Source organism: Telluria sp. ZB2R32, assembly GCF_059685715.1.
Genome location: NZ_JCASIG010000002.1, coordinates 887,681 through 913,782, shown reverse-complemented (window position 1 = coordinate 913,782; position 26,102 = coordinate 887,681). Strand labels below are relative to the sequence as shown.

Below are 26,102 nucleotides of genomic sequence, written 5' to 3'. Positions count from 1 at the left end.
CGTGTCGTTCACCCCGGCGCCGCACTGGCGCCGTCGATGATGCCGCCGCCCAGGCAAATGTCGCCGTCGTACAGCACCGCCGACTGGCCCGGCGTGACCGCCCATTGCGGGTCGGTAAAATCGAGCGCGAAGCGGTCCAGCCCTTCGGCTGCCACCGTGCAGGACACGTCGGCCTGGCGGTAGCGCGTCTTGGCCGACAGCAGGCCAGGCGCCGGCGGCTCGCCCGCGACCCAACTGGCCTGGCCGGCGTCGAGACGGGCCGACAACAACCACGGGTGATCATGGCCCTGCACGATGTACAGCGTGTTGGTGGCGATATCCTTGCGCGCGACGAACCATGGTTCGCTGGTGCCGTCCTCGTTGCGGTGCGATTTCAGGCCGCCGATGCCGATGCCCTTGCGCTGGCCCAGCGTATAGAACGACAGGCCGATGTGTTCGCCCACGGTCTGGCCGTTGTCGAGCTTCATCGGACCGGGCTTGTGCGACAGATACCGGTTCAGGAAGTCGCGGAACGGGCGTTCGCCGATAAAGCAGATGCCGGTCGAATCCTTCTTGGCCGCGTTCGGCAATTGCAATTTTTCCGCGATCTTGCGCACTTCCGTCTTCGGGATTTCTCCCAGCGGGAACAGCGATTTCGACAGCTGCGCCTGGTTCAGGCGGTGCAGGAAATAGCTCTGGTCCTTGGTGTGGTCGAAAGCCTTTAACAGTTCGAACTTGCCGGCGCTGTTTTCGCGCACGCGCGCGTAGTGGCCGGTGGCGATCAGGTCGGCACCGAGCTTCATCGCGTGATCGAGAAAGGCCTTGAACTTGATTTCGGCATTGCACAGCACGTCCGGATTGGGCGTGCGGCCGGCCTGGTATTCGCGCAGGAATTCGGCGAAGACGCGGTCCTTGTATTCGGCGGCGAAATTCACCGCTTCGATGTCGACCCCGACCACGTCGGCCACGCTGGCCGCGTCGATCCAGTCCTGGCGCGTCGAGCAGTATTCGGAATCGTCGTCGTCTTCCCAGTTCTTCATGAACAGGCCGATGACTTCATAGCCCTGTTCTTTCAGCATCCAGGCCGCGACCGAGGAGTCGACGCCGCCCGACATCCCGATCACGACTTTTTTCTTGCTCATGTTACGTCTGCTATTAAGTTGGATTGGTGGCCAGTGTTTCTTCGAACACCGACGGGTGAGTGTACAGCAGGGCCAGGTCGGTACGCCGGCCGGCCAGGTAATCGTCCACACATTGCAGCACGATCGGGCTGCGGTGGCGTTCGCTAGATGCGGCGATCTCGTCGCGCGTCATCCACAGGGTGCGCAGGATGCCGTCGTCGAGCGGCCGGTCGTACTGCTTGCCGGCCATGCCGCAAAAGGTGAAGCGTAAATAAGTGATATCGGCATTGCGCGATTTCGAGTAATAGCGCGACATGTACATGCCGACCAGTCCGGTCGGGATGAATTCGTGCGCCGTCTCTTCCATCGCTTCGCGCACGACCGCCTGCTCGAGCGATTCGCCCGGGTCGAGATGGCCGGCCGGCTGGTTCAGCTTGATGCCTTCGCTCGTCTCTTCCTCGATCAGGAGGAAACGGCCATCGCGTTCGATGATGGCGGCAACGGTGACTGACGGTCTGAAGGTATGGGTCATGCGCGTCCTCGACAAATGAGCCGATATTCTACAGCGCCCTTCAAAGCGTTGCTTGCAAGTACCTGTGCAGTGCAACAAAAAAGCGTCAATTGCAGCGATTTGATACAAAAAAGGGCAGCAATGTGGCCTGGCTGTATCGTATTTACCCACAATGCATGACGCCCGCCGGAGCAGGTGCGGGGAATGACAAAACGGCCATGTTTACGTGTTAGATTGTGAACAGAACACCAACATCAGGGAGGAATGCATGAGAATCGGCATTCCGGCCGAAACACGGCCGGGCGAGACCCGCGTAGCGGCAACTCCGGAAACAGTGAAAAAATTGGCTAGCAAGCACCAGGTCGTGGTGCAGTCCGGCGCTGGTATTCATGCCGCCGTTACCGACGAGGCCTATGCCGCCGCCGGCGCCACGGTCGGCAGCGCGGACGATGCCTTCGGCTGCGAGATGGTCCTCAAGGTACGCGCCCCGGATGAAGCCGAACGCGCGCGCATGCGTCCCGGCGCCGTGCTGGTCGGCATGCTCAATCCTTTTGATAAAGACAACACCGCCGCCATGGCCGCCAGCCGCATCAGCGCCTTTGCGCTGGAAGCGGCGCCGCGCATCACCCGCGCGCAGTCGATGGACGTGCTGTCATCGCAGGCGAACATCGCCGGCTACAAGGCGGTCATGCTCGCGGCCAACACCTATCAACGCTTCATGCCGATGCTGATGACCGCCGCCGGCACGGTGAAGGCCGCGCGCGTGCTGATCATGGGCGTCGGTGTGGCCGGCTTGCAGGCGATCGCCACGGCGAAGCGCCTGGGCGCGGTGATCGAAGCGTCGGATGTGCGCCCGCCCGTGAAAGAGCAGGTCGAGTCGCTCGGCGCCAAGTTCATCGACGTCCCTTTTCTTACCGACGAAGAGCGCGAGATCGCCCAAGGCGTGGGCGGCTATGCGCGCCCGATGCCGGCCGACTGGATCCGCCGGCAGGGAGAACTGGTGCACGAGCGGGCAAAGCTGGCCGACATCATCATCACGACTGCCCTGATTCCGGGGCGCGCGGCGCCGGTGCTGATCCGCGAAGAGACCGTGATGGCGATGAAGCCCGGTTCGGTCATCGTCGACATGGCGATCGAGCAGGGCGGCAACTGCCCGCTGACCGAACTGGGCAAGACGGTGGTCAAGCATGGCGTCCACATCATCGGCGAGCCGAACCTGGCCGCGCTGGTCGCGGCCGACGCCTCGGCCCTGTACGCGCGCAACGTGCTCGACTTTTTAAAACTGGTGTTCGATAAAGAAGACAAGTTCGCCATCGACCTGGAGGACGAGATCGTGCGCGCGACGCTGCTCTGTCATCAGGGCGAAAGCCTGCGCGCCTAAAGGAGACGACATGGAAATCAGCCACACCATCATCAACCTGATCATCTTCGTGCTGGCGATCTACGTCGGCTACCACGTCGTCTGGACCGTGACGCCGGCGCTGCACACGCCGCTGATGGCGGTGACGAATGCCATTTCTGCCATCATCATCGTCGGCGCCATGCTCGCCGCCGGCCTCACCGAAGGGGTGCTGGGCCAGGCCATGGGCACGGTCGCCGTCGCCCTGGCCGCCGTCAACGTGTTCGGCGGCTTCCTGGTCACCCAGCGCATGCTGGAGATGTTCAAGAAGAAGGAACCGAAGCGGTCGGCCGACGCCGCTTCCGCCAAGCCGGCCCAGAAGGAGGCCGCATGAACGCCATCAGCATGAACATGGTCACGCTGCTCTACCTGGTCGCCTCGGTCTGCTTCATCCAGGCTTTAAAGGGGTTGTCGTCGCCGTCGTCGGCGCGCATGGGCAATACCTTTGGTATGGCCGGCATGGCGATCGCCGCCGTCACCACCGTCGCCCTGATCCTGAAGCTGCAGGCGGAATTTGCCGCCGCCGACAGCGCGCGCAGCGGCGGCATGGGTTTTAGCCTGGTGCTGCTGGGCGTGGTGGTGGGCGGCGCGATCGGGGCGTATGCGGCGAAAAAGGTCGAGATGACCAAGATGCCGGAACTGGTGGCGGCGATGCACTCGCTGATCGGCCTGGCAGCGGTGTGCATCGCGGTGGCGGCCGTGTCCGAACCCTGGGCCTTTAATATCGCCGAGCGCGGCGGCGCGCTGCCGTTCGGGAACCGGCTGGAACTCTTCATCGGCACCTTTGTCGGCGCCGTGACCTTTTCCGGTTCCGTCATCGCCTTCGGTAAACTCTCGGGCAAATACAAATTCCGCCTGTTCCAGGGTGCGCCGGTGCGTTTCGGTGGCCAGCACATCCTGAACCTGGTCATCGCCATCGCCATCATCGCGTTAGGGTTGGTGTTCTGTTTTTCGGATGCGGTGGAGCCGGCCTGGACGCCATTCGTGATCATGGCCGCGCTGTCGTTCGTGCTGGGCGTGTTGATCATCATCCCGATCGGCGGCGCCGACATGCCGGTGGTGGTGTCGATGCTGAACTCGTATTCAGGCTGGGCGGCGGCCGGCATCGGCTTCTCGCTGAACAATTCGATGCTGATCATCGCCGGCTCGCTGGTGGGCTCGTCCGGCGCCATCCTCTCCTACATCATGTGCAAGGCGATGAACCGCTCGTTCTTCAACGTGATCCTGGGCGGTTTCGGCGGCGAGGCGACGGCGGCCGCTGGCGGCGCGCAGGAACAGCGCCCGGTCAAATCCGGCTCGGCCGAAGATGCCGCTTTCATCCTGCAAAACGCCGAATCGGTGATCATCGTGCCCGGCTATGGCCTCGCGGTGGCGCGCGCCCAGCACTCGGTCAAGGAGCTGGTCGACAAGCTGACCGAACACGGCGTCAACGTGCGCTACGCGATCCACCCGGTGGCAGGGCGCATGCCGGGCCACATGAACGTGCTGCTTGCCGAAGCCGAAGTGCCCTACGACCAGGTGGCGGAGATGGAAGACATCAACGGCGAATTCGGCCAGACCGACGTGGTGCTGGTGCTGGGCGCGAACGACGTCGTCAACCCGGCCGCGAAAGACCCGACATCCCCGATCGCCGGTATGCCGATCCTGGAAGCCTATAAGGCGAAAAGCATCATCGTCAATAAACGTTCGATGGCGTCGGGCTATGCGGGGCTGGACAACGATCTGTTCTACATGCCGAACACGATGATGGTGTTCGGCGACGCCAAGAAGGTGATCGAGTCGATGGTGAAGGCGGTCGAATAAATGCATTATTCCGCGGCCGCGGCATAACGTAGGGTAGGCTCTCGAGTCCACGCGGTTCAGCGTGTTATTGTCGAACCGCATTTCAATCGGGAGACGGTGCACCGCGTGGGCACGAGTGCCCACCCTACCTGGGCAGCAGCGCCGATCCGCCCCGTCGCCCGTACATCATGAGCTCCCCCAGCAGCGTACGCGCCGGTTTCACCACGTCCAGCGCCGCCAGGCCGAGTCCGAGCACCGATTGCAGCGGCCCGCTGCCGACAAAGGCGCGCGCCATGGCGTCGGTCAGCGCGATCGTCAGCTGGCGGTCCTGCGCACGTTCGTCGAGGAAGCGTCCGATGCCTTCCGGCCCCGGGCAACGCGCCAGCAGTCGCGCCAGCACGGCGGCGTCGCGCAGGCCGAGATTCAAGCCCTGGCCGGCCACCGGGTGCAGGGTCTGAGCCGCGTTGCCGATGGCGACTGTGCGCGTGGTGGCGTGCGCTTCGGCGTTCAGGCCGAGCGGATAAGCGAAGCGGGCGGATACTTTGGTAAACCGGCCCAGGCGCCCGCCGAAGGCGTCGCCCAGTTCGTGCAGAAAACGTTCTTCGTCCATCGCCTGCAACGCTTCGGCGCGCTCGGGCTGCACGCACCAGACCAGCGCATACTGATACCCGTCGGCGCCTTCCTGCGGCAGCAGGGCCAGGGGGCCTTCGTCCGTAAAGCGCTCGAAGGCGCGGTGCGCGATCGGGCTGGCGGCGGACACGCGTGCAATCACCGCGCTCTGGCCGTAGTCACGGGTTTTGCCTTTGTCTTCCTGCTGCCCGAATACGCCGCCTTCAGCGCCGACCGCCACCTGCGCGGTGAGCGTGCGGCCATCGTCGAGCTGCAGCGCCACGTGGTCGGCCGTTTCGTCGAGCGCGTTCACGCGTGCCGGGCGGATCACCTGCACGCCGGCACGCTCGACCGCGCGCGCCAGTGCATCGACGACTTCACCGTAGCGGGTGACGTAGCCGAGGGCATCGAGCTTGTGTTCGCTGCGGTCGAGCAGGCTGCGCCCGAGCTGGCCGCGGCGCGAGACGTGGATGGTGTGGATCGCCGTCGAAGGGATCGGCCAGGCGCCGACTTCTTCCAGCAGCATGCGGCTGCCCCAGGCCAGCGCGATCGAGCGCGGATCGGCAATCGACTGGCCCAGCGCACGCGCATCGATCAGGGCGATGCGCTGCCCCTGGACACCGCGCCGCGCCAGCAGCGCGGCCAGGGCCAGGCCCACCGGGCCGGCGCCGCAGATCGCCACGTCGACATCGACGTCGCCGCTGTTCTTATGTTCTTCCATCATCGCTCCGCCATCAGGGTTTCGATTTCCAGCACCGTCTTCGGCGCGCTGCCGGACAGCACGCGCGCGCCGCTTGCGTCGACGATCACGTCGTCCTCGATCCGGATGCCGATGTTCCAGAAGCGTTCCGGCACGCCGGGGCCAGGTCGTACATAGATGCCCGGTTCGACGGTGAGCGCCATGCCCGGGACCAGCGGGCGCGAAGGCTTGCCGGCGGCGGCCAGGTCGCGGTAGCTGCCGCTGTCGTGCACGTCGAGTCCCAGCCAGTGGCCGGTGCCGTGCATGTAGAAGGGAGCGTAGGCGCGTTCGGCCAGCACGTTGTCGGCGTTGCCCCAGGTGGTGCGATCGAGCAGGCCGACGTCGAGCATGCCCTCGGCCAGCACCGCCAGCGCCGCCTCGTGCACGTCGCTGTAGGGGTGGCCGGGGACGATGGCGCGCAGCGCCGCATCCTGCGCGCGCAGTACCAGTTCATACAGCACCCGCTGCGCCTCGCTGAAGCGGCCATTGACGGGGAAGGTGCGCGTGATGTCGGAGGCGTAGCTGTCGAATTCGCAGCCGGCGTCGATCAGGACCAGGTCGCCGTCGACCGTTTGCGCATTGTTGGCGCTGTAGTGCAGGATGCAGGCATTCGCGCCGGCCGCGACGATCGGCGTATAGGCCGGGAACTGGGCGCCGTTCCTGCGGAATTCGTAGAGCAGTTCTGCCTCGAGTTCGTACTCGAACATGCCTGGCCGCGCCGCGCGCATGGCGCGCAGGTGGGCGGCGCCGGCGATCGTCGCCGCGCGCAGCATCAGCCCTTGCTCGCTCTCGTCTTTCAGCAGGCGCATCTCGTCCAACAACCCGAGCAGGTGCGCCGTGCGTGCCGGCGCCATGACGCCGCTGCGCGCCTGGGCGCGTACCGCCTTCAGCCAGCCTGCGACCTGGGCGTCGAAGGCCGCATTGTGGGCCAGCGCGTAATACAGGACGGGGACGTCGGCCAGCAGGCGCGCCATGTGCGCATCGAGTTCGCCGATCGGATACGCCGCGTCGAAGCCGAAGGTGTCACGGGCTGCTTCTGGGCCGTAGCGAAACCCGTCCCAGATCTCGCGCTCGACGTTTTTCTCGCGGCAGAACAGGATCGACCGGGCAGGCGAATCGCCCTGCGCGGCGACGACCACCAGCACGCTTTCCGGCTCCATGAAACCGGTCAGATAGTAAAAATAGCTGTCGTGGCGGTAGGGGTAATCGCTGTCGCTGTTTCTCGCGACTTCGGGCGCCGTGGCCAGCACCGCCACTGCGCCCGGCTCCATGCCGGCCGCCAGGCGTGCACGGCGGGCGACGAACGGATTCACGCGCCGGCCCTTTTGGCCAGTGGGGCATTCAGTTCCTCGAGCTGGGCGACGGTGCCGACGTTGACCCAGGGGCCTTCGTAGATTTCGCCGCCGACGCGTCCCTGGGCGATGAACTTGCGCATCAGCGGGCCGAATTTCACGAATTCGCCGGGTTGGATGCCGTCGAACATTTCGCGGCGGTAGACGCCGATGTTCCCGAAGTTCCACTTCGGGTTGCCTTCGTTCGACAGGGTGTACATGTCGATGCCGAAATCGCCTTCCGGGTTGTGCCACGGGTTCGGCGTCAGGTACAGCCAGGCGATGTCGCGTTTGTCGGCGGGGAGCGGCTGGCCGATGGCGTCGTTGTCGGGCAGCGCATCGAACACCTGGGAAAAATCGAAATAGGGCGCGTAGATGTCGCCCGACAGCGCCACGAAGGGTTCGTCGCCCAGCAGGTGCAGGGCGTTGGCGATGCCGCCGGCCGTTTCCAGCGGCGCCGGTTCGTGCGAGTACTGGATGCGCGCGCCAAACTGGCTGCCGTCGCCCAGCGCATCCTCGAGCATGTGGCCCAGGTGCGAGTGGTTGATGACGATCTCGGTGATGCCGGCGCGGACCAGGTTCAGGATGTGCCAGGCGATGAGCGGACGGCCGCGCACTTTCAATAGGGGTTTCGGGCAGGCGTCGGTCAGTGGACGCATGCGTTCGCCGCGGCCGGCGGCCAGGATCATGGCTTTCATGGATTTTCCGAAAAATGCACTCAGAAGGTGTAGCCGACCTGCGGCGCTTTGTCTTCGAAAGCGTCGAGCAGGCGCACCAGCGGCTTGAGTTCGATGTAGCGGTACGCGGTCTTGCGCACGTAATCCATCACGGTCGGCAGGTCGCCCATGTAGATGGCCTTGTTGTCGCGGTAGTTCAGGCGGCAGAAGATGCCGAGGATCTTCAGGTGGCGCTGCAGGGCCATGAATTCGAAGTCGCGGTAGAACGCGTCGATGTCCGGGTTGACCGGCAGGCCGACCTGCTTGGCGCTTTGCCAGTAGCGCACCACCCAGTCCAGCACGATTTCTTCGTCCCACTGGATGTAGGCGTCGCGCAGCAGCGAGCCGAGGTCGTAGGTGATGGGGCCGTAGACGGCGTCCTGGAAGTCGAGCACGCCCGGGTTGCCCTGGTCGAGGAACATCAGGTTACGCGAGTGGAAATCGCGGTGCATGAACACCTGCTGCTGCGCCAGCACGTTGGCGGTAATCGTCTCGAACACCTTGTCGAGTTGCGCCTGCTGGGCGTCGGTGAGCGTCACGCCCAGGTGACGCGTGATGTACCACTCCGGGAACAGGTTCATTTCGCGCAGCACGAAGGCGCGGTCGAACTCGGGCAACACGCCCGGCTGGCTGGTCAATTGAAACTTGATCAGGGCGTCGACCGCGTCCGAATACATGAAGGCGGCGTTGTCGGAATCGAGGCGGGCCAGATAGGTGGTGGTGCCGAGGTCGGACAGCAGCAGGAAGCCGCGCTCGACGTCGCGCGCGACGATCGCCGGCACGGTGACGCCGGCTTCGTGCAGCAGGCCGGCCACGTGGATAAACGCGGGCACGTTTTCGCGCTCGGGCGGCGCATCCATGGCGATCAGGGTGTCGCCGAGTTTGCCGCGTAGTGCCGGCGCCACATCGAGGCGGAAATAGCGGCGGAAGCTGGCATCGGACGAGGCCGGACGGCGCGAACCGGTTTCCACCAGGTCAAGCGAGCTCAGCCATTCGGTGAGAAGTGCGAGGCGCGCGTCCTGCTCGGCGGAAGTGGGGGAGTTTTGATACAAAGAAGCCATGGAACGTCCAGCGGAAACCGGTTGAGGAAGACAATTCCCATATAATAAGGGATTCAATCCAAAAAATCGCCCTTTATGGTGCAGCCACAGATTCCATGAGCTGGTTTACGGCCCTACCATTCCCGCGGCGGCGGGCAGTTGCCTTGTCCGCCCTCGTCACCGTGGCCTCGGGGCCCTTGCATGCGCAAGTTGCGCCGGCTACGCCCCATGCCGACGAACAAGAGCTTCCCGTTACCGTGCGCGCCGAGGAAATCGGCGGCCGCCCGGACCGCGAAATCAATCTCGAACGCAACGTCGAAATCACGCGCGGCCAGTCGAAAATGACGGCCGACCGGGCTTGCTACCTGCTGGTCGAAGACGAAGTCACGGCCAGCGGCAACGTCGACATGTGGCGCTTCGGCGACCGCTACCAGGGCGACACGCTGCAGCTGAACATGTCCACCGGACGCGGCTACGTCACCAATCCGCGCTACAAGCTGCAGCTGAACAATGCGCAAGGCCGCGCCGACCGCATCGATTTCCTCGGCGAGAACGAAGCGCTGGTCCAAGACGGCACCTACAGCACCTGCGAAGGGACGAATCCGGACTGGTACTTAAAGGCGAGCACGCTGCGCCTCGATTCGGGGCGCGACGTCGGCACCGCCGGCAAGACCATCATCTATTTCAAGGACTTCCCGATCCTGGGCACGCCGGCGCTGTCGTTCTCGCTGTCGGGCGCGCGCCGTTCGGGCTGGCTGCCGGCCACCATCGGCTTCGGCTCGAAGGGCAAGTCCGAAGTGATGGTGCCGTACTATTTTAATATTGCACCGAACCGCGACCTGACGGTCTACCCGCGCATGATGTTCGACCGCGGCCTGCAACTGGGCGCGACCGGCCGCTACCTGGGCGAAACGGCGCGCGGTCCCTACGCCGGCGAGACCCATGTGGAAGCGCTGCGCAACGACCGCATCACGCACACCGACCGCTGGCGCATCGATTCGACCCACAACCAGACGCTGGCGCCGGGCTGGGGTTTCGGCTGGAACCTGCACGGCGCCTCGGATGACGAGTACCCGAGCGATTTCGCGCCGACCGTCGCCACCAGCGCCGAGCGCCAGCTGATCCGCGAGGTGTACAGCAGCTATACGGCGCCGAACTGGAGCCTGACTGCACGCGCCCAGAACATCCAGGTGCTGCAGGAACCGGCGGCGGTGGCCAATCCGGCGCTGGCGATTCCGCGTCCCTACGACCGCATGCCCCAGATTAATTTTCATACTGGCCGCTATGACGTAAAAGGGTTCGACTGGGCGATCGATGCCGAGGCGACGCGCTTCGCGCACCCGACCTTCGACAGCGGCAACCGCCTGCTGACCGTGTCCCAGGTCAGCTATCCCTGGGTGCGTCCGGGTTACTACGTCACGCCCAAGCTGATGCTGCACGCGACCAAGTACAACATGGACGGCGACGCCGGCCGTCCTTCCAGCCTGTCGCGAACGCTGCCGATCTTCTCGGTCGACAGCGGCATGGTGTTCGAGCGCGAGGCCAAGCTGTTCGGCAGCGCCGCCACCCAGACCCTGGAGCCGCGCCTGTTCTACGTGCGCACGCCGTACAAGAACCAGGACGACTTCCCGCTCTTCGATACCGGCGAAACCGGCTTCAGTTATGCCCAGCTGTTCACCGAAAACCGCTACGTCGGCGGCGACCGGGTGTCCGACGCCAACCAGCTGACCGCGGCGCTGGTGTCGCGCTACATCGAACCCGACGGCGCCGAGCGCCTGCGCATGGCGATCGCCCAGCGTTTTTATTTCGACGAGCCGCGCGTCGGCCGCGTGCTGACCGGCGAAGAGACGGGCCGTTCCGACCTGCTGCTGGCGGCATCGGGCCGCATCATCAATCACTGGAACTTCGACAGCAGCGTACAATACGACGCGACTAACAAGAGCGTGTACGCCCAGAACCATGGCGTGCGCTGGACGCCGGGGCCACTGAAAGTGCTCAATGCCGAGTACCGCTACGTGCGCGACAGCTTCCGCAACGCCGACGTGTCGGCCCAGTGGCCGCTGTGGAAGCGCTGGTACGGCGTCGGCCGCGTCAGCTATTCGCTGCGCGACCACAAGGTGCTCGAAGGCCTGGTCGGTTTCGAGTACAAGGCCGATTGCTGGATCTTCCGCATGGGCGCGCAACGCTTCGTGACGGCGGCGCAGGCGACCTCGACGTCGTCGTTCTTCCAGCTCGAGCTCAACGGCCTGTCGCGCCTCGGGTTGGGTAACCCGCTGGAGGCGTTTTACAAGAGTATTCCCGGCTATACGCGGCTGAACCAGAACATCGGCCGTCCGTAACCGGACCCTGGATGATTTTGACCTGAATGAGTGCTTCCCAGACTATGCGTACTACCCGTTTGCATCACCTTAAGCTCGCAGCGGCGCTGCTGTGCGCGCTCACGGCCAATGCGGCCCTGGCGCAAGACGCGAAGAGCCCCGCTCCAGCCGCCGCGCAGCCGGCGCCGGCCGCGCCCGGCAGCGGTTTCCTGCCGCCGGCCTCGAGCAGCGCCAACGTCATCGATTCGATCCGTGTCGTCGTCAACGACGAAGTCATCACCCGCAACGAAGTGCGCGGCCGCGTCGCCCAGATCGTGCAGCGCCTGCGCGCCCAGAACGCCCAGCTCCCGGCCCAGGCCGACCTCGAGCGCCAGGTGATCGAGTCGATGATCGTCGAGCGCGCCCAGCTGCAGCTGGCCAAGGAGATGGGCGTGCGCGTGGTCGACCGCGAGCTCGACGCCGCCATCGGCCGCATCGCCGAAGGCCAGAAGATGTCGGTGCAGGACATGCGCAACCAGATGGAAAAGGAAGGCCTGACCTTCGCCCAGTTCCGCGAAGAGATCCGCAACGAAATCATGATGCAGCGCCTGCGCGAACATGAAGTCGACAGCAAGATCCAGGTCTCGGACGCCGAAATCGATACCTATCTCGCTGCCGAAAAGGCCGCCGCGGCCGAGAAGGTCGAGATGGACATCGCCCAGATCCTGGTCGGCATCCCGGTCAACGCCACGCCCGAGCAGATCGCCGCGCGCCGCGCCCGTGCCGACGAAGTCGCGCGCCAGCTGCGCACCGGCGCCGACTTCGCCAAGATCGCCGCCACCTATTCGGACGCGCCCGACGCCCTCAAGGGCGGCGCCATCGGCTGGCGCGACCCGGACCGCCTGCCGCCGCTGATCTCCGACCAGTTGCGCAAACTGAGCCCGGGCCAGGTCACGCCTGTCATCAAGAGTAATACCGGCTTCCACATCATCAAGATGATCGACAAGCGCAGCCTGGCGCAGTCGCAAACGCCGGAGCAGGCGCTGGTGCAGCAGAGCCGCGTGCGCCACATCCTGATGAAGGCCTCGCCGGCCATGCCGGTGGCGCAGGTCAAGGCCAAGCTGGCCGAGATCAAGGCGAAAATCGAGAGCAAGTCGGCCACCTTCGAGGACATGGCGCGCCAGAACGGCCAGGACGGCAGCTCCGCCCGCGGTGGCGAGCTGGGCTGGATTACGCCGGAAGACGTGGTGCCGGAATTTACTGCCGCGATGGATGCCCTGAAGCCGGGCCAGCTGTCGGACGTGGTCGAGACCCCGTTCGGCTTCCACCTGATCGAAGTCCTCGAGCGCAAGACCGAAGACCAGAGCAAGGAGAAGGAGCGCCTGCGCGCACGCCAGGTGATCCGCGAGCGCAAACTCGGCGAAGCCTTCGAGGACTGGGCGCGCGAAGTGCGCGACCGCGCCTACGTCGAGTACCGCGAAGAGGCGTAACACCATGGAGCAGGCAACCCGTCCGACGCTGGCATTGACTGTCGGCGAGCCGGCCGGCATCGGCCCCGAGATCTCGATCCGCGCCGCCTGGGCGCTGCGTGGGCAAGCCAACTGCGTGCTGGTCGGCGACGCCGCCTTCCTGGCGCTCACCGCCAGCCTGATCGACCCCGAGATCCGCCTGGCGGCGCTGTCGATCCAGGCCTTGCGCAACGGCGGGCTGCCGCACTTCGGCCGCGAGCGCATCGCCGTCATCGACGTGCCGCTGGCCGCGCACGTGGTGCCGGGTACCCTCGACGCGGACAACGGCCGCGCCGTGCTGGCCACGCTCGACCTCGCGCTCGAAGGCGTGGCGGCCGGCTGGTTCGACGCCATCGTCACCGCGCCGCTGCAAAAGAGCACCATCAACCAGGCCGGCGTGGCATTTTCCGGCCACACCGAATACCTGGCCGACAAGACCAATACGCCCAAGGTGGTCATGATGCTGGCCGGCCAGCCGGGCGGCGATCAGCCCTACCTGCGCGTGGCGCTGGCGACCACCCACCTGCCGCTGAAGGACGTCCCTGGCGCGATCACGCGGGAGGGGCTGGCGCAGGTGCTCGACATCCTGCACGCCGACCTGCGCAGTAAATTCGGCATCGCGGCGCCGCGCATCCTGGTGACCGGCCTGAACCCGCATGCGGGCGAGAACGGCTACCTGGGGCGCGAGGAAATCGAGGTCATCGCGCCAAGCCTGGCGGCGGCGCAGGCGCGCGGCATCGATGCGCGCGGGCCGTATCCGGCCGACACCCTGTTCCAGCCGAAGTATCTGCACGAGGCCGATTGCGTGCTCGCCATGTACCACGACCAGGGCCTGCCCGTGCTCAAGCACGCGACCTTCGGGCGCGGCATCAACGTCACCCTCGGCCTGCCGCTGATCCGTACCTCGGTCGACCACGGCACCGCGCTCGACCTGGCCGCGCAGGGTCTCGGCCGGGCCGATTGCGGCAGCATGGAAGAGGCGATCCGCGCCGCCATGGGCATGGTGGCGGCCAGTCGCACCGCATCACATTAACGAAAGTACGAATGAAACACGTAGCACGCAAGCGCTTCGGCCAGAACTTCCTGACCGATAACCACGTCCTCACCAGCATCATCGAAGCGATCGATCCGCGCCGCGGCGAGGCGATGGTCGAGATCGGGCCGGGCCTGGCGGCGATGACGGCGCTGCTGCTCAAGCAACTCGACCACATGCACGTGGTCGAACTCGACCGCGACCTGGTGGTGCGCCTCGAAAAAGCTTATCCGCAAGAGAAATTGACGGTGCACTCGGCCGACGCCCTGAAGTTCGATTTCGGCGCACTGCCGGTACCGGAGGGACAAAAGCTGCGCGTGGTCGGCAACCTGCCATACAACATCTCGAGCCCGCTGCTGTTCCACCTGGCCGAGTTCGCGGACCTGGTCGAGGACCAGCATTTCATGCTGCAAAAGGAAGTGGTCGAGCGCATGGTGGCCGAACCGGGCACCAAGGCCTACGGGCGCCTGTCGGTGATGCTGCAATGGCGCTACGACATGGCGCTGCTGTTCATCGTGCCGCCGACTGCTTTCGACCCGCCGCCGAAGGTCGATTCGGCCATCGTGCGCATGGTGCCGACGCGCCGCAAACTGGCCGTCGACGGCCCGACCCTGGAAGCCGTGGTGCAAAAGGCATTCTCGCAGCGGCGCAAGGTCATTCGCAATTGCGTGGCCGGCATGTTCACCGAAGCGCAGTTGCTCGAAGCGGGGATCGACCCGGGCGTGCGGCCGGAAAACGTCAGCCTGGAGCAGTACGTGGCGCTGGCGAATCTTCTGAAGCCGGTTTGAGTAGGGTGGGCACTCGTGCCCACGCGCTCGTATTCTTGAAGACCGCAAACCCTTTATTTTCGCGCTTCCTGCCTGGCGCGATTTTAGGGTTGATCATCTGTACCATCCCGCGTGGGCACAAGTGCCCACCCTACGTTGGCATCTGCCGCGTTCCCTCTCAAACCATCTGTGACGCGCTGCACAAGCGCGCCATATCCCTTCTGCGCGCGTTTCATCGCGCCCTTTGCGCAGTTCGTCGCATGCCGATGGAAGGGCAAAGGGACCGTTGCTAAAGTACTCCCATCGACAGCCCAAACGCAGAAGCACCAGGGCAAACATCCAACCGAAGGGAGCCTGAAATGAACGTCCTCAAACATATGGAAGCGCTGTTCCTGGTCGCCGCACTCGCCGTCGTCGGCACCACCTGGGCCAGTGCCGAGAGCTACAAGGCGCAAGTGCGCGCCGATGCCATGGTGTCGGTCGGCAGCGAGAAAATGGCGATCGTCAAAGTCACCGGCAAGCGCCTCCCAAGCGCCACCAAGTTCGGCTGAGCCTTTGTCCAAGGCGCCTGCAAAAACGCGGACAAAAAAAAGCCCACCGTTGCGGGTAGGCTTAAATCCAATTCTTTTCTGAGGAGAGTTGGAGGAGACAGGTGCAATTATGCTGCACCACAACATATACGTCTAATTTTATTTGGGAATGATCGACATATGTGTTGTGAATGTCTCCATGCGCTCAGGCCGGATTGGTAACGCAGGTAACGCTGATCGACGTGATGTTTTCGTCGCCCATCTCGCCGGTTCCGTTGGCGACGCTGCAGGTCTGTCCTGCCGGCTGCGTCAGGACCGTTACGCCATAGGTCTGCTTGTAGGTGACGGCAGTTTCGAAGACAAAGGTCGTCGGATACACGCCGGCATCGTTCTTGGCCACACGCAGGGTCGCGCCGCCGTTGTTCAGGACCAGGCCGTCGGCTGCCAGGCCCGTGATCGTGCCGCCGATGCTGTGGCTGGCGTAGTCGCAGCCGAACGCGATGTTGATCGAGGACAGGCGGCCCGCGGTATCGCTCGTGACGTTGCCCGGGATGTTCAGGGGGCCGCATACCTGGTGCAACGGCTGTAGATAGATGGCCTGGCCGAGACTGTCGGTGCCGATCTGCTTGAGCGTGACGTTATATGCCTCGCCGTATTCCAGCTGGTTCGGGAACGCATAGTTCGTCGTCGGCAAGATTTTGCCGCTGCTGTCGCGTTGCGGCTGGATAGCGACTTCCATCCCGTTGGTGACGAGGACCAGCGTGCCCTCCTGCAGGTTGGTGACGGTGCCGCCGACCGTATGGCCCGACTTGCCGCCGCCGCAGGCGGCGAGGCCGGCGGCCAGGGTCAGCGCGCACAGCGCCAGGATCGATTTCTTCAAATTAGTCTCCACGAATTATTAAGCGCAACGCACGATGACGTTGCCGATGTCGCTCGCGCCCATCGTGCCGGTTGCGTTCTCGACCGTGCATTGGCGGCCGGCCGGCTGCTTCAGGATGGTCACGCCGTACGGCAGGTCTTCGGTCACCGGGGCCATGCGGAAGGCTTGCGGATCGGTGCTCGTCGGCACGATCTCCTGGCGGTCGGTGCCGTTCACGAGGACCAGGCCGGTTGCGCCGTTCAGGCCGATGATGTTGCCGGTCAGCGCATGGGTGCGGATCTGGCAAATCACGCGCACGCTGGTGATGGTAAAGACCGCCCGGCCCGAACCGCCGCTGACGACGCAGTTTTCGATGCCGTCGACGTTGGGCGGGACGGCCTTGACCTTGACGTCGTAGCCGGCGTCGGTTTCGACACGGGTGTTGAAAAAGAACTCGGCGGCGCCCGCCGGCACGGCGAGGTCGTCGCCGCCGTTATTGGTCAGCACCAGGCCTGCCTTGGTCACGCCGAAAACCGTGCCGCCGACGTACACATCACCGTCGCCGCCGCCGCAGGCGGACAGGCTGAGCGCGCATGCCAGCGCGATGCCGGCACGCAGGGGGGAACGAATCATAATTTCTCCAAAAAAGGGGAGGGGCAAGGCGCGCAATTGCACGGCGCCGGGCCGCATGGTGGAAGTTTGCCCATCATTTTAGAGCATTTGACAAGGCCCGCGCGCATTAGGCTTTGTATCGGGGTGTAACGGTGCGGTGGCACGCGCAGTGGCACGCGCGGCGCCACCATAACGCGGGCCGTTCCCGCTGGCGCCGTCCGTTTGCATTTCGCCGCTGGCCTCGCTATGCTTGGGTCACCCTGACGACCGCTTTCGACTAAGCCCCGGCATGAAGCCATCCCACCGCCGCCCCTGGCCCAAAGCCATCCTGTTCGACCTCGACGACACGCTGTGGCCGATCGCGCCCGTCATCGTGCAGGCCGAGCAGACCTTGTTCGCATGGCTGGCCAGCAACGCGCCGCGCGTGGCCGAACGCTTCAGCATCGACAGCCTGCGCCAGGCGCGCCTGGAGCTGCTGGCGCGCCGTCCCGAATTCCAGCTCGACCTCGGCGCCCTGCGCCGCGCCGGCCTGATCGCCGCCTTCGAACAGGCGGGGGAAAACGCGGACAAGGTCGAACTGGCCATGACCGAATTTTTCGCCGCGCGCAACGCCGTGATTCCCTACGACGACGTGTTGCCAGGCTTGCTTCGCTTGAAAGGGCGTGTCCTGGTCGGCTCGGTTACCAACGGCAATGCCGACCTGCAGACGATCGGACTGGCCCACCATTTCCACGCCTCGGTGGCGGCGCCCGGTTTCGGGCGCGCGAAACCCGATGCGGCGATCTTTCACGCCGCCTGCGCGGCGCTCGGCGTGGCGCCGCAAGAGGCGGTGCACGTCGGCGACGACTTGCTGCTCGACGTGCAGGGCGCCCAGCGCGCCGGCTTGCGCGCGGTCTGGATGAACCGCACCGCCAGCCGCCGGCACCTGGAAGAGGGCGTGCAGCCGGACGCCATCGTCGCCAGTTTCGATGAACTGCTCGATTGGCTCAAGCGCGAACACGCGTGAGTGCACAGCGCGCGCGTGAGCGTGCATAATAGCCGTGCAACCATTCTGCGCGCCACCACTCCCCATGCAACTTGAACCCCGAGCCCAAACCCTGCTGAAAGCCCTCGTCGAGCGTTACATTGCCGACGGCCAGCCGGTCGGGTCGCGTGCGCTTTCCAAAATTTCCGGCCTCGACCTGTCGCCGGCGACGATCCGCAACATCATGGCCGACCTCGAGGAAATGGGGTATGTCGCCAGCCCCCACACCTCGGCCGGCCGGGTGCCGACGCCGCGCGGCTACCGCCTGTTCGTCGACACGCTGCTGACGGTGCAGCACCTCGATGGCCAGCATGGCCAGCACGGCGTCGATGCCGAACGCATGCGGCTGTGCGCCCAGCAGCCGCAAAAACTCATCGCCAACGCGGCGCAGATGCTCTCTTCGCTGACGCAATTTGCCGGCGTCGTGCAAAGCCCGCGCCGTGAATCGGTGTTCCAGCAAATCGAATTCCTGCGCCTGTCCGAAAAGCGCATCCTGCTGGTGATCGTCGACCCGCGCGGCGACGTCCAGAACCGCCTGCTGCTCACCGAGGTCGATTACACGCCGACGCAACTGGTGCAGTCGGCAAATTACCTGAACCAGAATTTCGCCGGCCTCACCTTCGACGAAGTGCGCGCGCGCCTGACGGGGGAACTACGTCAGCTGCAAGAGAACATTGGCGGCCTGATGCAGACGGCGGTGGAAGCCGGCAGCGAGGCGATGGCAGAAGGCAGCGAAGAGATGGTCATTTCCGGCGAGCGCAATTTATTGTCGGTATCCGACCTGTCCTCGAACATGAGTTCGCTGCGCCAGATGTTCGAGATGTTCGAGCAAAAGACCGGCCTGATGCAATTGCTCGACGTTTCCAGCCGCGCCGGCGGCGTGCAGATTTTTATCGGCGGCGAATCGAACCTGGTGCCGATGGACGAGATGAGCGTGGTCACCGCGCCCTACGAGGTCAACGGCAAGATCGTCGGCACCCTCGGCGTCATCGGGCCGACGCGCATGGCGTATGAGCGGGTGATTCCGATTGTCGATATCACGGCGAAGTTGCTGTCGAATGCGTTGAGCAATTCGTAAGGTCACCAACAAAAAACGGCGCCATCGGCGCCGTCGTTCATTGCAGGCAAGTTACCATCACCCGCCATTCCGATGCGGACACGCCGGCTTGATGCAATGTCCGTAAATCGCCAGCGCGTGCTCGGCGATTTTAAAACCGCGCTCGACGGCGATCTTGTTCTGGCGCGATTCGATTTCTTCGTCGAAGAATTCCTCGACATGGCCGCAGTCGAGGCAGACCAGGTGGTCGTGGTGCGAACCGGCGTTCAGTTCGTAGATCGCCTTGCCGGTTTCGAAGTGGTTGCGGTTCAGCAGGCCGGCCTGTTCGAACTGGGTCAGCACGCGGTAGACCGTGGCCAGACCGACGTCCATGTTTTCGGCCAGCAGGATTTTATAGACGTCTTCCGCCGTCAGGTGCCGCACTTCGCTATTCTGGAAAATTTCCAGGATCTTCAGGCGTGGCAGGGTCGCCTTCAGGCCGCTCGCCTTCAGGTCGGTGGGACTGTTACTCATGTTTGTTACTCGTAGATGGGCGGAGTGCTTTATGATATAGCGTTTTGGAAGCTCCCGCTTAAACGTTTGAGGTTACTTATGCGTCACTTTGATGCCGTTGTCCATCGCGCAGTTCGTCTTTCCCGGGGCCGGGCCGCGCTCGCCGCGGGCCTTGCCTGCACGCTGGTGCTGTCCGGCTGCGCCTCGTGGCGCAACCAGACCAAGCCGGCCGCACCGGTGAACACGTCCGCAGCGGCGCTGCAAAGCGATGCCGGCCTGTCGGCCTCGCTGGCCAATGCCGGTGCGCAAACGACGCAAGGCACCAAGCTGCAGAAATTCCTGTGGATCTTCTCGCCTTACCGTCCGGACATCCAGCAAGGCAACTTTGTTTCGCAAGAAATGCTGAACCAGCTGAAAGTGGGTCAGACCCGCGAACAGGTGCGCTTCCTGCTCGGCACGCCGATGCTGACCGACATGTTCCACGCCGACCGCTGGGACTTTCCGTTTTATCTGGCGCGCGGCAATGGCGAACTGACCACCAGCCGCGTCAGCATTTTCTTCAAGGATGACGTGGTCGAGCGCTTCGAAGGCGGCAACCTGCCGACCGAGCGCGAATACATCGCCCGCATCGCCGGTCCGGCGCGTAACGTCGTCAAGGAAGCAAAGAAGGCCGAAGCCGCCGCCAGCGCGCGTCCGATCGAACCGGTCACGCCCGCCACGCCCGCCACTTCCACGAACACCCCGTAAAACTGTCATGACGCAACTGAAAATCGCGGTCGCCGGCGCCAGCGGGCGCATGGGCCGCATGCTGATCGAGGCGATCGCCGCAGCTCCCGACGCCGTCCTGGCCGGCGCCCTCGACGTCGCGGGTTCTCCCTTCATCGGCCACGACGCCGGCGCCTTTTCCGGCCAGCTGACCGGCATCACGATCGAATCGGACCTGGCGCGCGCACTGGCGAATGCCGACTGCCTGATCGATTTCACGCGCCCGGAAGGCACGCTCGCGCACCTGGCGTATTGCGCCGCCAACGGCAAAAAGATCGTGATCGGCACCACCGGTTTCGACGATGCCGGCAAGGCGGCGATCGCCGCCGCCGCCGAACAGATCGCCGTCGTCTTCGCGCCGAACATGAGCGTGGGCGTGAACGTGACTCTGAAATTGCTGGAGCTGGCCGCAAAAAGTTTTGCCGAAGGCTACGACATCGAGATCATCGAGGCACACCACCGCCACAAGGTCGATGCGCCGTCCGGCACCGCCCTCAAAATGGGCGAAGTCATCGCCGATGCGCTGGGACGCGACCTCAAGGACTGCGCCGTGTACGGCCGCGAAGGCGTCACCGGCGAGCGCGATCCGTCGACGATCGGCTTTGCCACCGTGCGCGGCGGCGATATCGTCGGCGACCACACGGTCCTGTTCGCCGGCACCGGCGAGCGCATCGAGATCACCCATAAATCGAGCAGCCGCGTGACCTACGCCCACGGCGCCCTGCGCGGCGCGCGTTTTATCGCCGGCAAGGCAAACGGCCTGTACGACATGCAGGACGTACTCGCATTGAACACCGGCGTGAAAGGATGATGTAATGGCAGTGGCAGAACTGAACGGCGCCGCAATCGTCAACGAAGCCAGTTTTCTGGCCGAGAGCCGCAGCGCTTTCGGCTTTCATACCGCTTCGGGCGACACCATCGATACCTGGGTCGATTGCCTGAGCTACCTGCGTGACGAAGAAAACATGACCAAGTTCCGGCTGCAACCGAACGAGGTGCTGGAAATCGTCATCACCGACAGCGCCGCCCTGCGCGCGCGCCTGCCCGACCTGGTCGACGAAATCGTGTTCTGCGTCGGCGGCATCAACGAGCGCTACGAAGACTACGGCGAAAAGCCGGCGCTGGAACTGGTGCTGCGCTAACCAAGCTTCGCCCGCAACGGCCATGACCGCCGCCGACCTCCTCGCGATTTCCCGCTACGTCATGCCCGCCTTGCCCTTGCACCCCGCAAAGCTCGGCTTCCTGTTCGGCACCCGCCACGGCGTCGACGAATTCTGCCGCGAGACGCACGCGCTCTGGCATCGGCATGTTTCAACCGTCAGCCCACCCTACGAGGTTGTGAAAAAATCGCCATGGCGGCGTTGCGCCGCCTTGCCCTGACGATTTTTTTCACAACCTCTACGGTCGGCGCCGCGGGCTGATGCCTATAAAACCGCCCCCATGCCGCTTCGCCGCAGTACAAGATGAACCAGTATAATGTTCTGCTAAAGCGTTCGCCGCTCCCACCCTTCCCACATTCCGTCCGCAGATCATCATGCAAGATAAATATAGTCCCGCCGAAGTAGAACAGGCCGCGCAGGCGTACTGGAAGTCGATCGATGCCTATAAAGCCGTCGAGAACGATCCACGTTTCCCGAAAGGTAAATACTACGCCTGCTCGATGCTGCCTTACCCGTCCGGCAAGCTGCACATGGGCCACGTGCGCAACTATACGATCAACGACGTGATGTACCGCTACCTGCGGATGAACGGCTACAACGTGCTGATGCCGATGGGCTGGGACGCCTTCGGCATGCCGGCCGAGAACGCGGCGATGGCCAATAACGTGCCGCCGGCCGAGTGGACCTATTCGAACATCGCCCACATGCGCGGGCAGATGGAATCGATGGGCCTGGCCATCGACTGGTCGCGCGAGATGACCGCCTGTAAACCCGAGTACTACAAGTGGAACCAATGGATGTTCCTCAAAATGCTCGAGAAGGGCATCATCTACCAGAAGACCGGCACCGTGAACTGGGACCCGGTCGACCAGACCGTGCTCGCCAACGAGCAGGTCGTCGACGGCAAGGGCTGGCGTTCGGGCGCGCCGATCGAGAAGCGCGAAATCCCGATGTACTACGTGCGCATCACCGACTACGCCGACGAGCTGCTCGACCACGTCGACAACAAGCTGCCGGGCTGGCCGGAGCGCGTGCGCACCATGCAGACCAACTGGATCGGCAAGTCGGTCGGCGTGCGCTTCGCCTTCCCGCACGTCGTCATGGACGATGCCGGTGAGCTGATCAACGACGGCAAACTGTACGTCTTCACCACCCGCGCCGACACCATCATGGGCGTGACCTTCTGCGCCGTGGCGCCGGAACACGCGCTGGCCCAGCACGCCGCCAGGGACAACCCTGAACTGGCGGCATTCATCGCCGAATGCAAGCTCGGTTCCGTCATCGAAGCCGACATGGCGACGATGGAGAAGAAGGGCATGCCGACCGGTTTGATGGTCACGCACCCGGTCACCGGCGAGCAGATCCCGGTCTGGGTCGGCAACTACGTCCTGATCACCTATGGCGACGGCGCCGTGATGGGCGTGCCGGGCCACGACGAGCGCGACTTCGAATTCGCCAAAAAATACGATTTACCGATCAAGCAGGTAGTCGCCGTCGAAGGCCAGGAATACTCTTTGGATGCCTGGCACGAGTGGTACGGCGACAAGGAAAACGGCCGCACCATCAACTCCGGCAAGTACGACGAGCTCGATTACACCGCGGCCGTGAACGCCGTGTCCGGCGACCTCGCCGCGCAAGACCTGGGCGACAAGAAGATCACCTTCCGCCTGCGCGACTGGGGCATCTCGCGCCAGCGCTACTGGGGCACGCCGATCCCGATGATCCACTGCGCCGAGTGCGGCGTGGTGCCGGTGCCGGAAGCCGACCTGCCGGTCGTGCTGCCCGAGCACCTGGTCCCGGACGGCACCGGCAATCCGCTCAACAAGGACGAAGCCTTCCTCAAGTGCGATTGCCCGAAATGCGGCAAGCCGGCGCGCCGCGAGACCGATACGATGGACACCTTCATCGATTCGTCCTGGTACTACATGCGCTATACCTCGCCGGGTTCGAACGACGCCATGGTCGACGCGCGCAACGATTACTGGATGCCGATGGACCAGTACATCGGCGGGATCGAACACGCCGTCATGCACCTGCTGTACGCGCGCTTCTGGACCAAGGTCATGCGCGACTTCGGCCTGGTGACATTCGACGAGCCTTTTGTGAACCTGCTGACGCAAGGCATGGTGCTGAACGAGACCTATTATCGCGACGACGCGTCCGGTAAAAAAACCTGGTTCAACCCGGCCGACGTCGAACTGACCTTCGACGACAAGGGCCGTCCGCAGAACGCCGTGCTGAAGGCCGACGGCCAGCCGGTCACGATCGGCGGCACCGAAAAGATGTCGAAGTCGAAGAACAACGGCATCGACCCGGCAGCGCAGATCGAACAATACGGCGCCGATACCGCGCGCCTGTTCACGATGTTCGCTTCGCCGCCGGAGCAGACCCTGGAGTGGTCGAACAGCGGCGTCGAAGGCGCGAGCCGCTTCCTGCGCCGTGTCTGGGCCTACGGCTATGCGCAACGCGAGCGCATCGCCGCTGCGCTGGCTGCGGGCGCATCGAAAGAGACCCTGGACGACGCCCAGAAAACCCTGCGCCGCGAAGTGCACAAGGTGCTGCAGCAGGCCGACTACGATCTGAAACGCATCCAGTACAACACGGTCGTTTCGGCCTGCATGAAGATGCTCAATACCCTGGAGTCGGCCAAGCTGGCGGACGGTGCTGCCTCGGATGCGGTCATCGCCGAAGGCTTCTCGATCTTCCTGCGCCTGCTGAACCCGGTCGCACCGCACATCACCCACGCGCTGTGGCAGGAGCTCGGCTATGGCGCAGTCCACGGCGACATCCTCAACGTGCAGTGGCCGGAAGTCGACCCGGCCGCGCTGGAGCAGGCCGAGATCGAGATGATGATCCAGGTGAACGGCAAGCTGCGCGGTTCGGTGAAAGTGCCGAAGGCGGCGGACAAGGCAGCGATCGAGGCGGCGGCGCTGGCGTCCGAAGCGGTGCAGAAATTCATCGAAGGCACGCCGAAGAAGGTCATCGTCGTGCCCGGCAAACTCGTCAACATCGTGGTGTAAGGCATGCGCGCTCATTCCCCATTCCTCGTGCGCGCCTGTGCGGCGCTGCTGCTGGTAACGACCCTGAGTGCCTGCGGCTTCCACCTGCGCGGGTCCGACGGCGCCTACAACATGCCGTTCTCGAGCATCCACCTGGCGTTTTCGGATGCCTCGCCGCTGGGTAATGAGCTCAAGCGCAACCTGCGCGCCGGCGACCGCGTCGTCATCGCCAGCACGCCACAGGAGGCGCAGGCGCGCTTCGAGGTGCTGTCGGAGGCGCGCAACAAGGCGGTGCTGTCGCTGAACAACCTCGGCCGCGTGCGCGAATACCTGCTCACCTACACGCTGGTATTCCAGGTGCGCGACGCCGCCGGCAATTTGCTGCTGGGACCGACCGAGATCACGCTGCGCCGCAACCTCACCTTCAGCGAAGAAGCCCTGCTGGCCAAGGAAGGCGAAGAAGCGCTGCTGTACCGCGACATGCAATCCGACCTGGTGCAGCAGATCATGCGCCGCCTGGCCGCATTGAAGCCGCAATGAGCGCAGCGAGACGGTAATGCAGTTACGGCCTGAAGCGCTCGAGCCCCATCTGGCAAAGGGGCTGGCGCCCTTGTACGTGATCACCAGCGACGAACACCTGCTGGCGCTGGAAGCGGCCGATAAAATCCGCCGCGCCGCGCGCGCGGCCGGCCACACCGAACGCGACGTGCTCACCGTCGAGCGCACCTTCAAATGGGGAGAGCTGCTGGCGGCGAACCAGGCCTTGTCGCTGTTCGGCGACAAGAAGCTGATCGAGCTGCGCATCCCGAGCGGCAAGCCCGGCAAGGATGGCAGCGCCGCGCTGCAAGCCTATGCCAAGGACCTCAGCCCCGATAATCTCACCCTGATCACGCTGCCGAAACTCGACTGGCAGACGGCCAAGGCGTCGTGGGTGGCGGCGCTGCAGCAGGCCGCGGTGTATATCGAGATCCCGAACGTGGAACGGGCGCAGCTGCCGGGCTGGATCGGCATGCGTTTGGGTGCGCAAGGGCAGAGCGCCGACCGCCCCGCGCTCGACTTCATTGCCGACCGGGTGGAAGGCAATTTGCTGGCCGCGCACCAGGAAATCCAAAAGCTGGGCTTGCTGCACGAGCCGGGCAAACTCAGTTTCGAGCAGGTGCAGGACGCCGTGCTGAACGTGGCGCGCTACGACGTCTTCAAATTGTCGGAAGCGATGCTGATGGGCGACCCGGCGCGCCTGGCGCGCATGCTCGAGGGGTTAAAAGGGGAGGGCGAGGCGCTGCCGCTGGTCTTGTGGGCCGTCTCCGAAGAAATCCGCACGCTGTTAAAATTGAAAGCCGGGATGGCGCAGGGACGGCCGCTCGGCGCGCTGCTGAAGGAATACCGCATTTGGGGTCCGCGCGAACGGATGATGGATCCGGCCCTGCGGCGCATTTCATTGCCGACGCTGGAAGCGGCGCTGCAGGAGGCGGCGCAGGTGGACAAGATGGTCAAGGGGTTACGGGCCAAGGCGTTCGCGGGGGATGCGTGGGATGCGATGTTGCAGCTGGCCTTGAAGGTGGCGCGCTAACTGGTCGTTGACCGGTGATGGTAAATATCGGTCGCGGGACCTGCGGGTGCGCCGCTATCGGTTCTCATCATCCGCGTGGGCACAAGTGCCCACCCTACGGGAGACGTCATCGATCCGCATGCATACACCCGTAAGGTGGGCGGATTTTCCGCCCACGCGTTCAACGCACGTCAGCACCTCGAAACAGCTCTGCACCCCGCGA

The 26,102-nt window shown here is 64.4% G+C and carries 26 protein-coding genes; 17 read left to right on the top strand and 9 right to left on the bottom strand.

The window, feature by feature from the left end; translation table 11 throughout:
- Window positions 1–8 precede the first annotated feature (8 nt).
- The gene (mnmA, locus tag AC56LG_RS09090) at window positions 9–1,121 is read right to left on the bottom strand and encodes a tRNA 2-thiouridine(34) synthase MnmA (protein WP_497165766.1); all 1,113 of its coding nucleotides are present in this window, start codon (window positions 1,119–1,121) and stop codon (window positions 9–11) included.
- A gap of 13 nt (window positions 1,122–1,134) precedes the next feature.
- The gene (locus AC56LG_RS09085; protein WP_497165765.1) at window positions 1,135–1,632 is read right to left on the bottom strand and encodes an NUDIX hydrolase; all 498 of its coding nucleotides are present in this window, start codon (window positions 1,630–1,632) and stop codon (window positions 1,135–1,137) included.
- 247 nt (window positions 1,633–1,879) lie between these two features.
- Here AC56LG_RS09085 and AC56LG_RS09080 point away from each other — a divergent pair, with 247 nt between their 5' ends.
- Genes AC56LG_RS09080 through AC56LG_RS09070 form a run of 3 tightly spaced genes read left to right on the top strand, consistent with a single transcriptional unit; the run spans window position 1,880 to window position 4,813 of the window.
- Entirely contained in the window at window positions 1,880–2,992 is a 1,113-nt protein-coding gene (locus AC56LG_RS09080) for a Re/Si-specific NAD(P)(+) transhydrogenase subunit alpha (RefSeq protein ID WP_497165764.1), read from the top strand.
- 10 nt (window positions 2,993–3,002) lie between these two features.
- Window positions 3,003–3,344 (top strand): NAD(P) transhydrogenase subunit alpha part 2, encoded by a 342-nt coding sequence (locus tag AC56LG_RS09075; RefSeq protein WP_497165763.1) that lies wholly within the window; start codon window positions 3,003–3,005, stop codon window positions 3,342–3,344.
- Window positions 3,341–4,813, top strand: coding sequence for an NAD(P)(+) transhydrogenase (Re/Si-specific) subunit beta (locus AC56LG_RS09070; protein ID WP_497165762.1), 1,473 nt, complete (start codon window positions 3,341–3,343; stop codon window positions 4,811–4,813). The genes AC56LG_RS09075 and AC56LG_RS09070 overlap by 4 nt, the downstream gene beginning before the upstream one ends.
- 124 nt (window positions 4,814–4,937) lie before the next feature.
- Here AC56LG_RS09070 and AC56LG_RS09065 read toward each other — a convergent pair whose 3' ends face one another.
- The 4 genes from AC56LG_RS09065 to AC56LG_RS09050 are packed head-to-tail and all read right to left on the bottom strand — an operon-like array spanning window position 4,938 to window position 9,248.
- Complete coding sequence (locus AC56LG_RS09065) at window positions 4,938–6,125, bottom strand: FAD-dependent monooxygenase (protein ID WP_497165761.1); 1,188 nt, start codon at window positions 6,123–6,125, stop codon at window positions 4,938–4,940.
- Window positions 6,122–7,453 carry an aminopeptidase P N-terminal domain-containing protein gene (locus AC56LG_RS09060; protein ID WP_497165760.1) on the bottom strand — a complete coding sequence of 444 codons (1,332 nt, stop codon included), beginning with the start codon at window positions 7,451–7,453 and terminating at the stop codon, window positions 6,122–6,124. Before AC56LG_RS09060 ends, AC56LG_RS09065 begins: the two co-directional genes overlap by 4 nt.
- Window positions 7,450–8,169 (bottom strand): N-acetylmuramate alpha-1-phosphate uridylyltransferase MurU, encoded by a 720-nt coding sequence (murU, locus tag AC56LG_RS09055; RefSeq protein WP_497165759.1) that lies wholly within the window; start codon window positions 8,167–8,169, stop codon window positions 7,450–7,452. The genes AC56LG_RS09060 and murU overlap by 4 nt, the downstream gene beginning before the upstream one ends.
- 20 nt (window positions 8,170–8,189) lie before the next feature.
- On the bottom strand, window positions 8,190–9,248 hold the full coding sequence (locus AC56LG_RS09050) for an aminoglycoside phosphotransferase family protein (protein WP_497165758.1): 1,059 nt from the start codon (window positions 9,246–9,248) through the stop codon (window positions 8,190–8,192).
- Window positions 9,249–9,343: 95 nt separating this feature from the next.
- On the opposite strand from AC56LG_RS09050, the gene AC56LG_RS09045 reads away from it, so the two are divergent.
- The 5 genes from AC56LG_RS09045 to AC56LG_RS09025 all read left to right on the top strand — a co-directional run bounded on the left by AC56LG_RS09045 (window position 9,344) and on the right by AC56LG_RS09025 (window position 15,383).
- A complete protein-coding gene (locus AC56LG_RS09045) occupies window positions 9,344–11,566 on the top strand; it encodes an LPS-assembly protein LptD (RefSeq protein ID WP_497165757.1) in 2,223 nt (740 codons plus the stop codon).
- A gap of 44 nt (window positions 11,567–11,610) precedes the next feature.
- Window positions 11,611–13,014: a peptidylprolyl isomerase gene (locus AC56LG_RS09040; RefSeq protein WP_497165756.1), complete on the top strand. Its 1,404-nt coding sequence runs from the start codon at window positions 11,611–11,613 to the stop codon at window positions 13,012–13,014.
- A gap of 4 nt (window positions 13,015–13,018) precedes the next feature.
- Window positions 13,019–14,065, top strand: a complete 1,047-nt coding sequence (gene pdxA / locus AC56LG_RS09035; protein ID WP_497165755.1) for a 4-hydroxythreonine-4-phosphate dehydrogenase PdxA — start codon at window positions 13,019–13,021, stop codon at window positions 14,063–14,065.
- Between the two features lie 11 nt (window positions 14,066–14,076).
- On the top strand, window positions 14,077–14,853 hold the full coding sequence (rsmA, locus tag AC56LG_RS09030; RefSeq protein WP_497165754.1) for a 16S rRNA (adenine(1518)-N(6)/adenine(1519)-N(6))-dimethyltransferase RsmA: 777 nt from the start codon (window positions 14,077–14,079) through the stop codon (window positions 14,851–14,853).
- Window positions 14,854–15,191: 338 nt separating this feature from the next.
- Window positions 15,192–15,383 carry a hypothetical protein gene (locus AC56LG_RS09025; protein ID WP_497165753.1) on the top strand — a complete coding sequence of 64 codons (192 nt, stop codon included), beginning with the start codon at window positions 15,192–15,194 and terminating at the stop codon, window positions 15,381–15,383.
- Between the two features lie 184 nt (window positions 15,384–15,567).
- Here AC56LG_RS09025 and AC56LG_RS09020 read toward each other — a convergent pair whose 3' ends face one another.
- Entirely contained in the window at window positions 15,568–16,242 is a 675-nt protein-coding gene (locus tag AC56LG_RS09020; RefSeq protein ID WP_497165752.1) for a hypothetical protein, read from the bottom strand.
- Between the two features lie 18 nt (window positions 16,243–16,260).
- A complete protein-coding gene (locus AC56LG_RS09015) occupies window positions 16,261–16,854 on the bottom strand; it encodes a hypothetical protein (protein ID WP_497165751.1) in 594 nt (197 codons plus the stop codon).
- Between the two features lie 268 nt (window positions 16,855–17,122).
- On the opposite strand from AC56LG_RS09015, the gene AC56LG_RS09010 reads away from it, so the two are divergent.
- Complete coding sequence (locus tag AC56LG_RS09010; RefSeq protein WP_497165750.1) at window positions 17,123–17,839, top strand: HAD family hydrolase; 717 nt, start codon at window positions 17,123–17,125, stop codon at window positions 17,837–17,839.
- A gap of 64 nt (window positions 17,840–17,903) precedes the next feature.
- Window positions 17,904–18,935, top strand: a complete 1,032-nt coding sequence (gene hrcA, locus AC56LG_RS09005; protein ID WP_497165749.1) for a heat-inducible transcriptional repressor HrcA — start codon at window positions 17,904–17,906, stop codon at window positions 18,933–18,935.
- A 57-nt stretch (window positions 18,936–18,992) separates the two neighbouring features.
- On the opposite strand, the gene fur is transcribed toward hrcA, so the two are convergent.
- Window positions 18,993–19,427, bottom strand: coding sequence for a ferric iron uptake transcriptional regulator (fur, locus tag AC56LG_RS09000; RefSeq protein ID WP_497165748.1), 435 nt, complete (start codon window positions 19,425–19,427; stop codon window positions 18,993–18,995).
- A gap of 78 nt (window positions 19,428–19,505) precedes the next feature.
- Between fur and AC56LG_RS08995 the strand changes: the two genes are divergently transcribed.
- The 7 genes from AC56LG_RS08995 to holA all read left to right on the top strand — a co-directional run bounded on the left by AC56LG_RS08995 (window position 19,506) and on the right by holA (window position 25,900).
- Window positions 19,506–20,153 (top strand): outer membrane protein assembly factor BamE, encoded by a 648-nt coding sequence (locus tag AC56LG_RS08995; protein WP_497165747.1) that lies wholly within the window; start codon window positions 19,506–19,508, stop codon window positions 20,151–20,153.
- 7 nt (window positions 20,154–20,160) lie between these two features.
- Window positions 20,161–20,982, top strand: coding sequence for a 4-hydroxy-tetrahydrodipicolinate reductase (gene dapB / locus AC56LG_RS08990; protein ID WP_497165746.1), 822 nt, complete (start codon window positions 20,161–20,163; stop codon window positions 20,980–20,982).
- A 4-nt stretch (window positions 20,983–20,986) separates the two neighbouring features.
- Window positions 20,987–21,313: a barstar family protein gene (locus AC56LG_RS08985; protein ID WP_192056464.1), complete on the top strand. Its 327-nt coding sequence runs from the start codon at window positions 20,987–20,989 to the stop codon at window positions 21,311–21,313.
- A 22-nt stretch (window positions 21,314–21,335) separates the two neighbouring features.
- Entirely contained in the window at window positions 21,336–21,551 is a 216-nt protein-coding gene (locus tag AC56LG_RS08980; RefSeq protein ID WP_497165745.1) for a hypothetical protein, read from the top strand.
- A 154-nt stretch (window positions 21,552–21,705) separates the two neighbouring features.
- Window positions 21,706–24,351 carry a leucine--tRNA ligase gene (gene leuS / locus AC56LG_RS08975; RefSeq protein ID WP_497165744.1) on the top strand — a complete coding sequence of 882 codons (2,646 nt, stop codon included), beginning with the start codon at window positions 21,706–21,708 and terminating at the stop codon, window positions 24,349–24,351.
- A gap of 3 nt (window positions 24,352–24,354) precedes the next feature.
- Window positions 24,355–24,870, top strand: a complete 516-nt coding sequence (locus tag AC56LG_RS08970) for an LPS-assembly lipoprotein LptE (RefSeq protein WP_497165743.1) — start codon at window positions 24,355–24,357, stop codon at window positions 24,868–24,870.
- Window positions 24,871–24,886: 16 nt separating this feature from the next.
- On the top strand, window positions 24,887–25,900 hold the full coding sequence (holA, locus tag AC56LG_RS08965) for a DNA polymerase III subunit delta (RefSeq protein WP_497165742.1): 1,014 nt from the start codon (window positions 24,887–24,889) through the stop codon (window positions 25,898–25,900).
- Window positions 25,901–26,102: the final 202 nt, after the last annotated feature.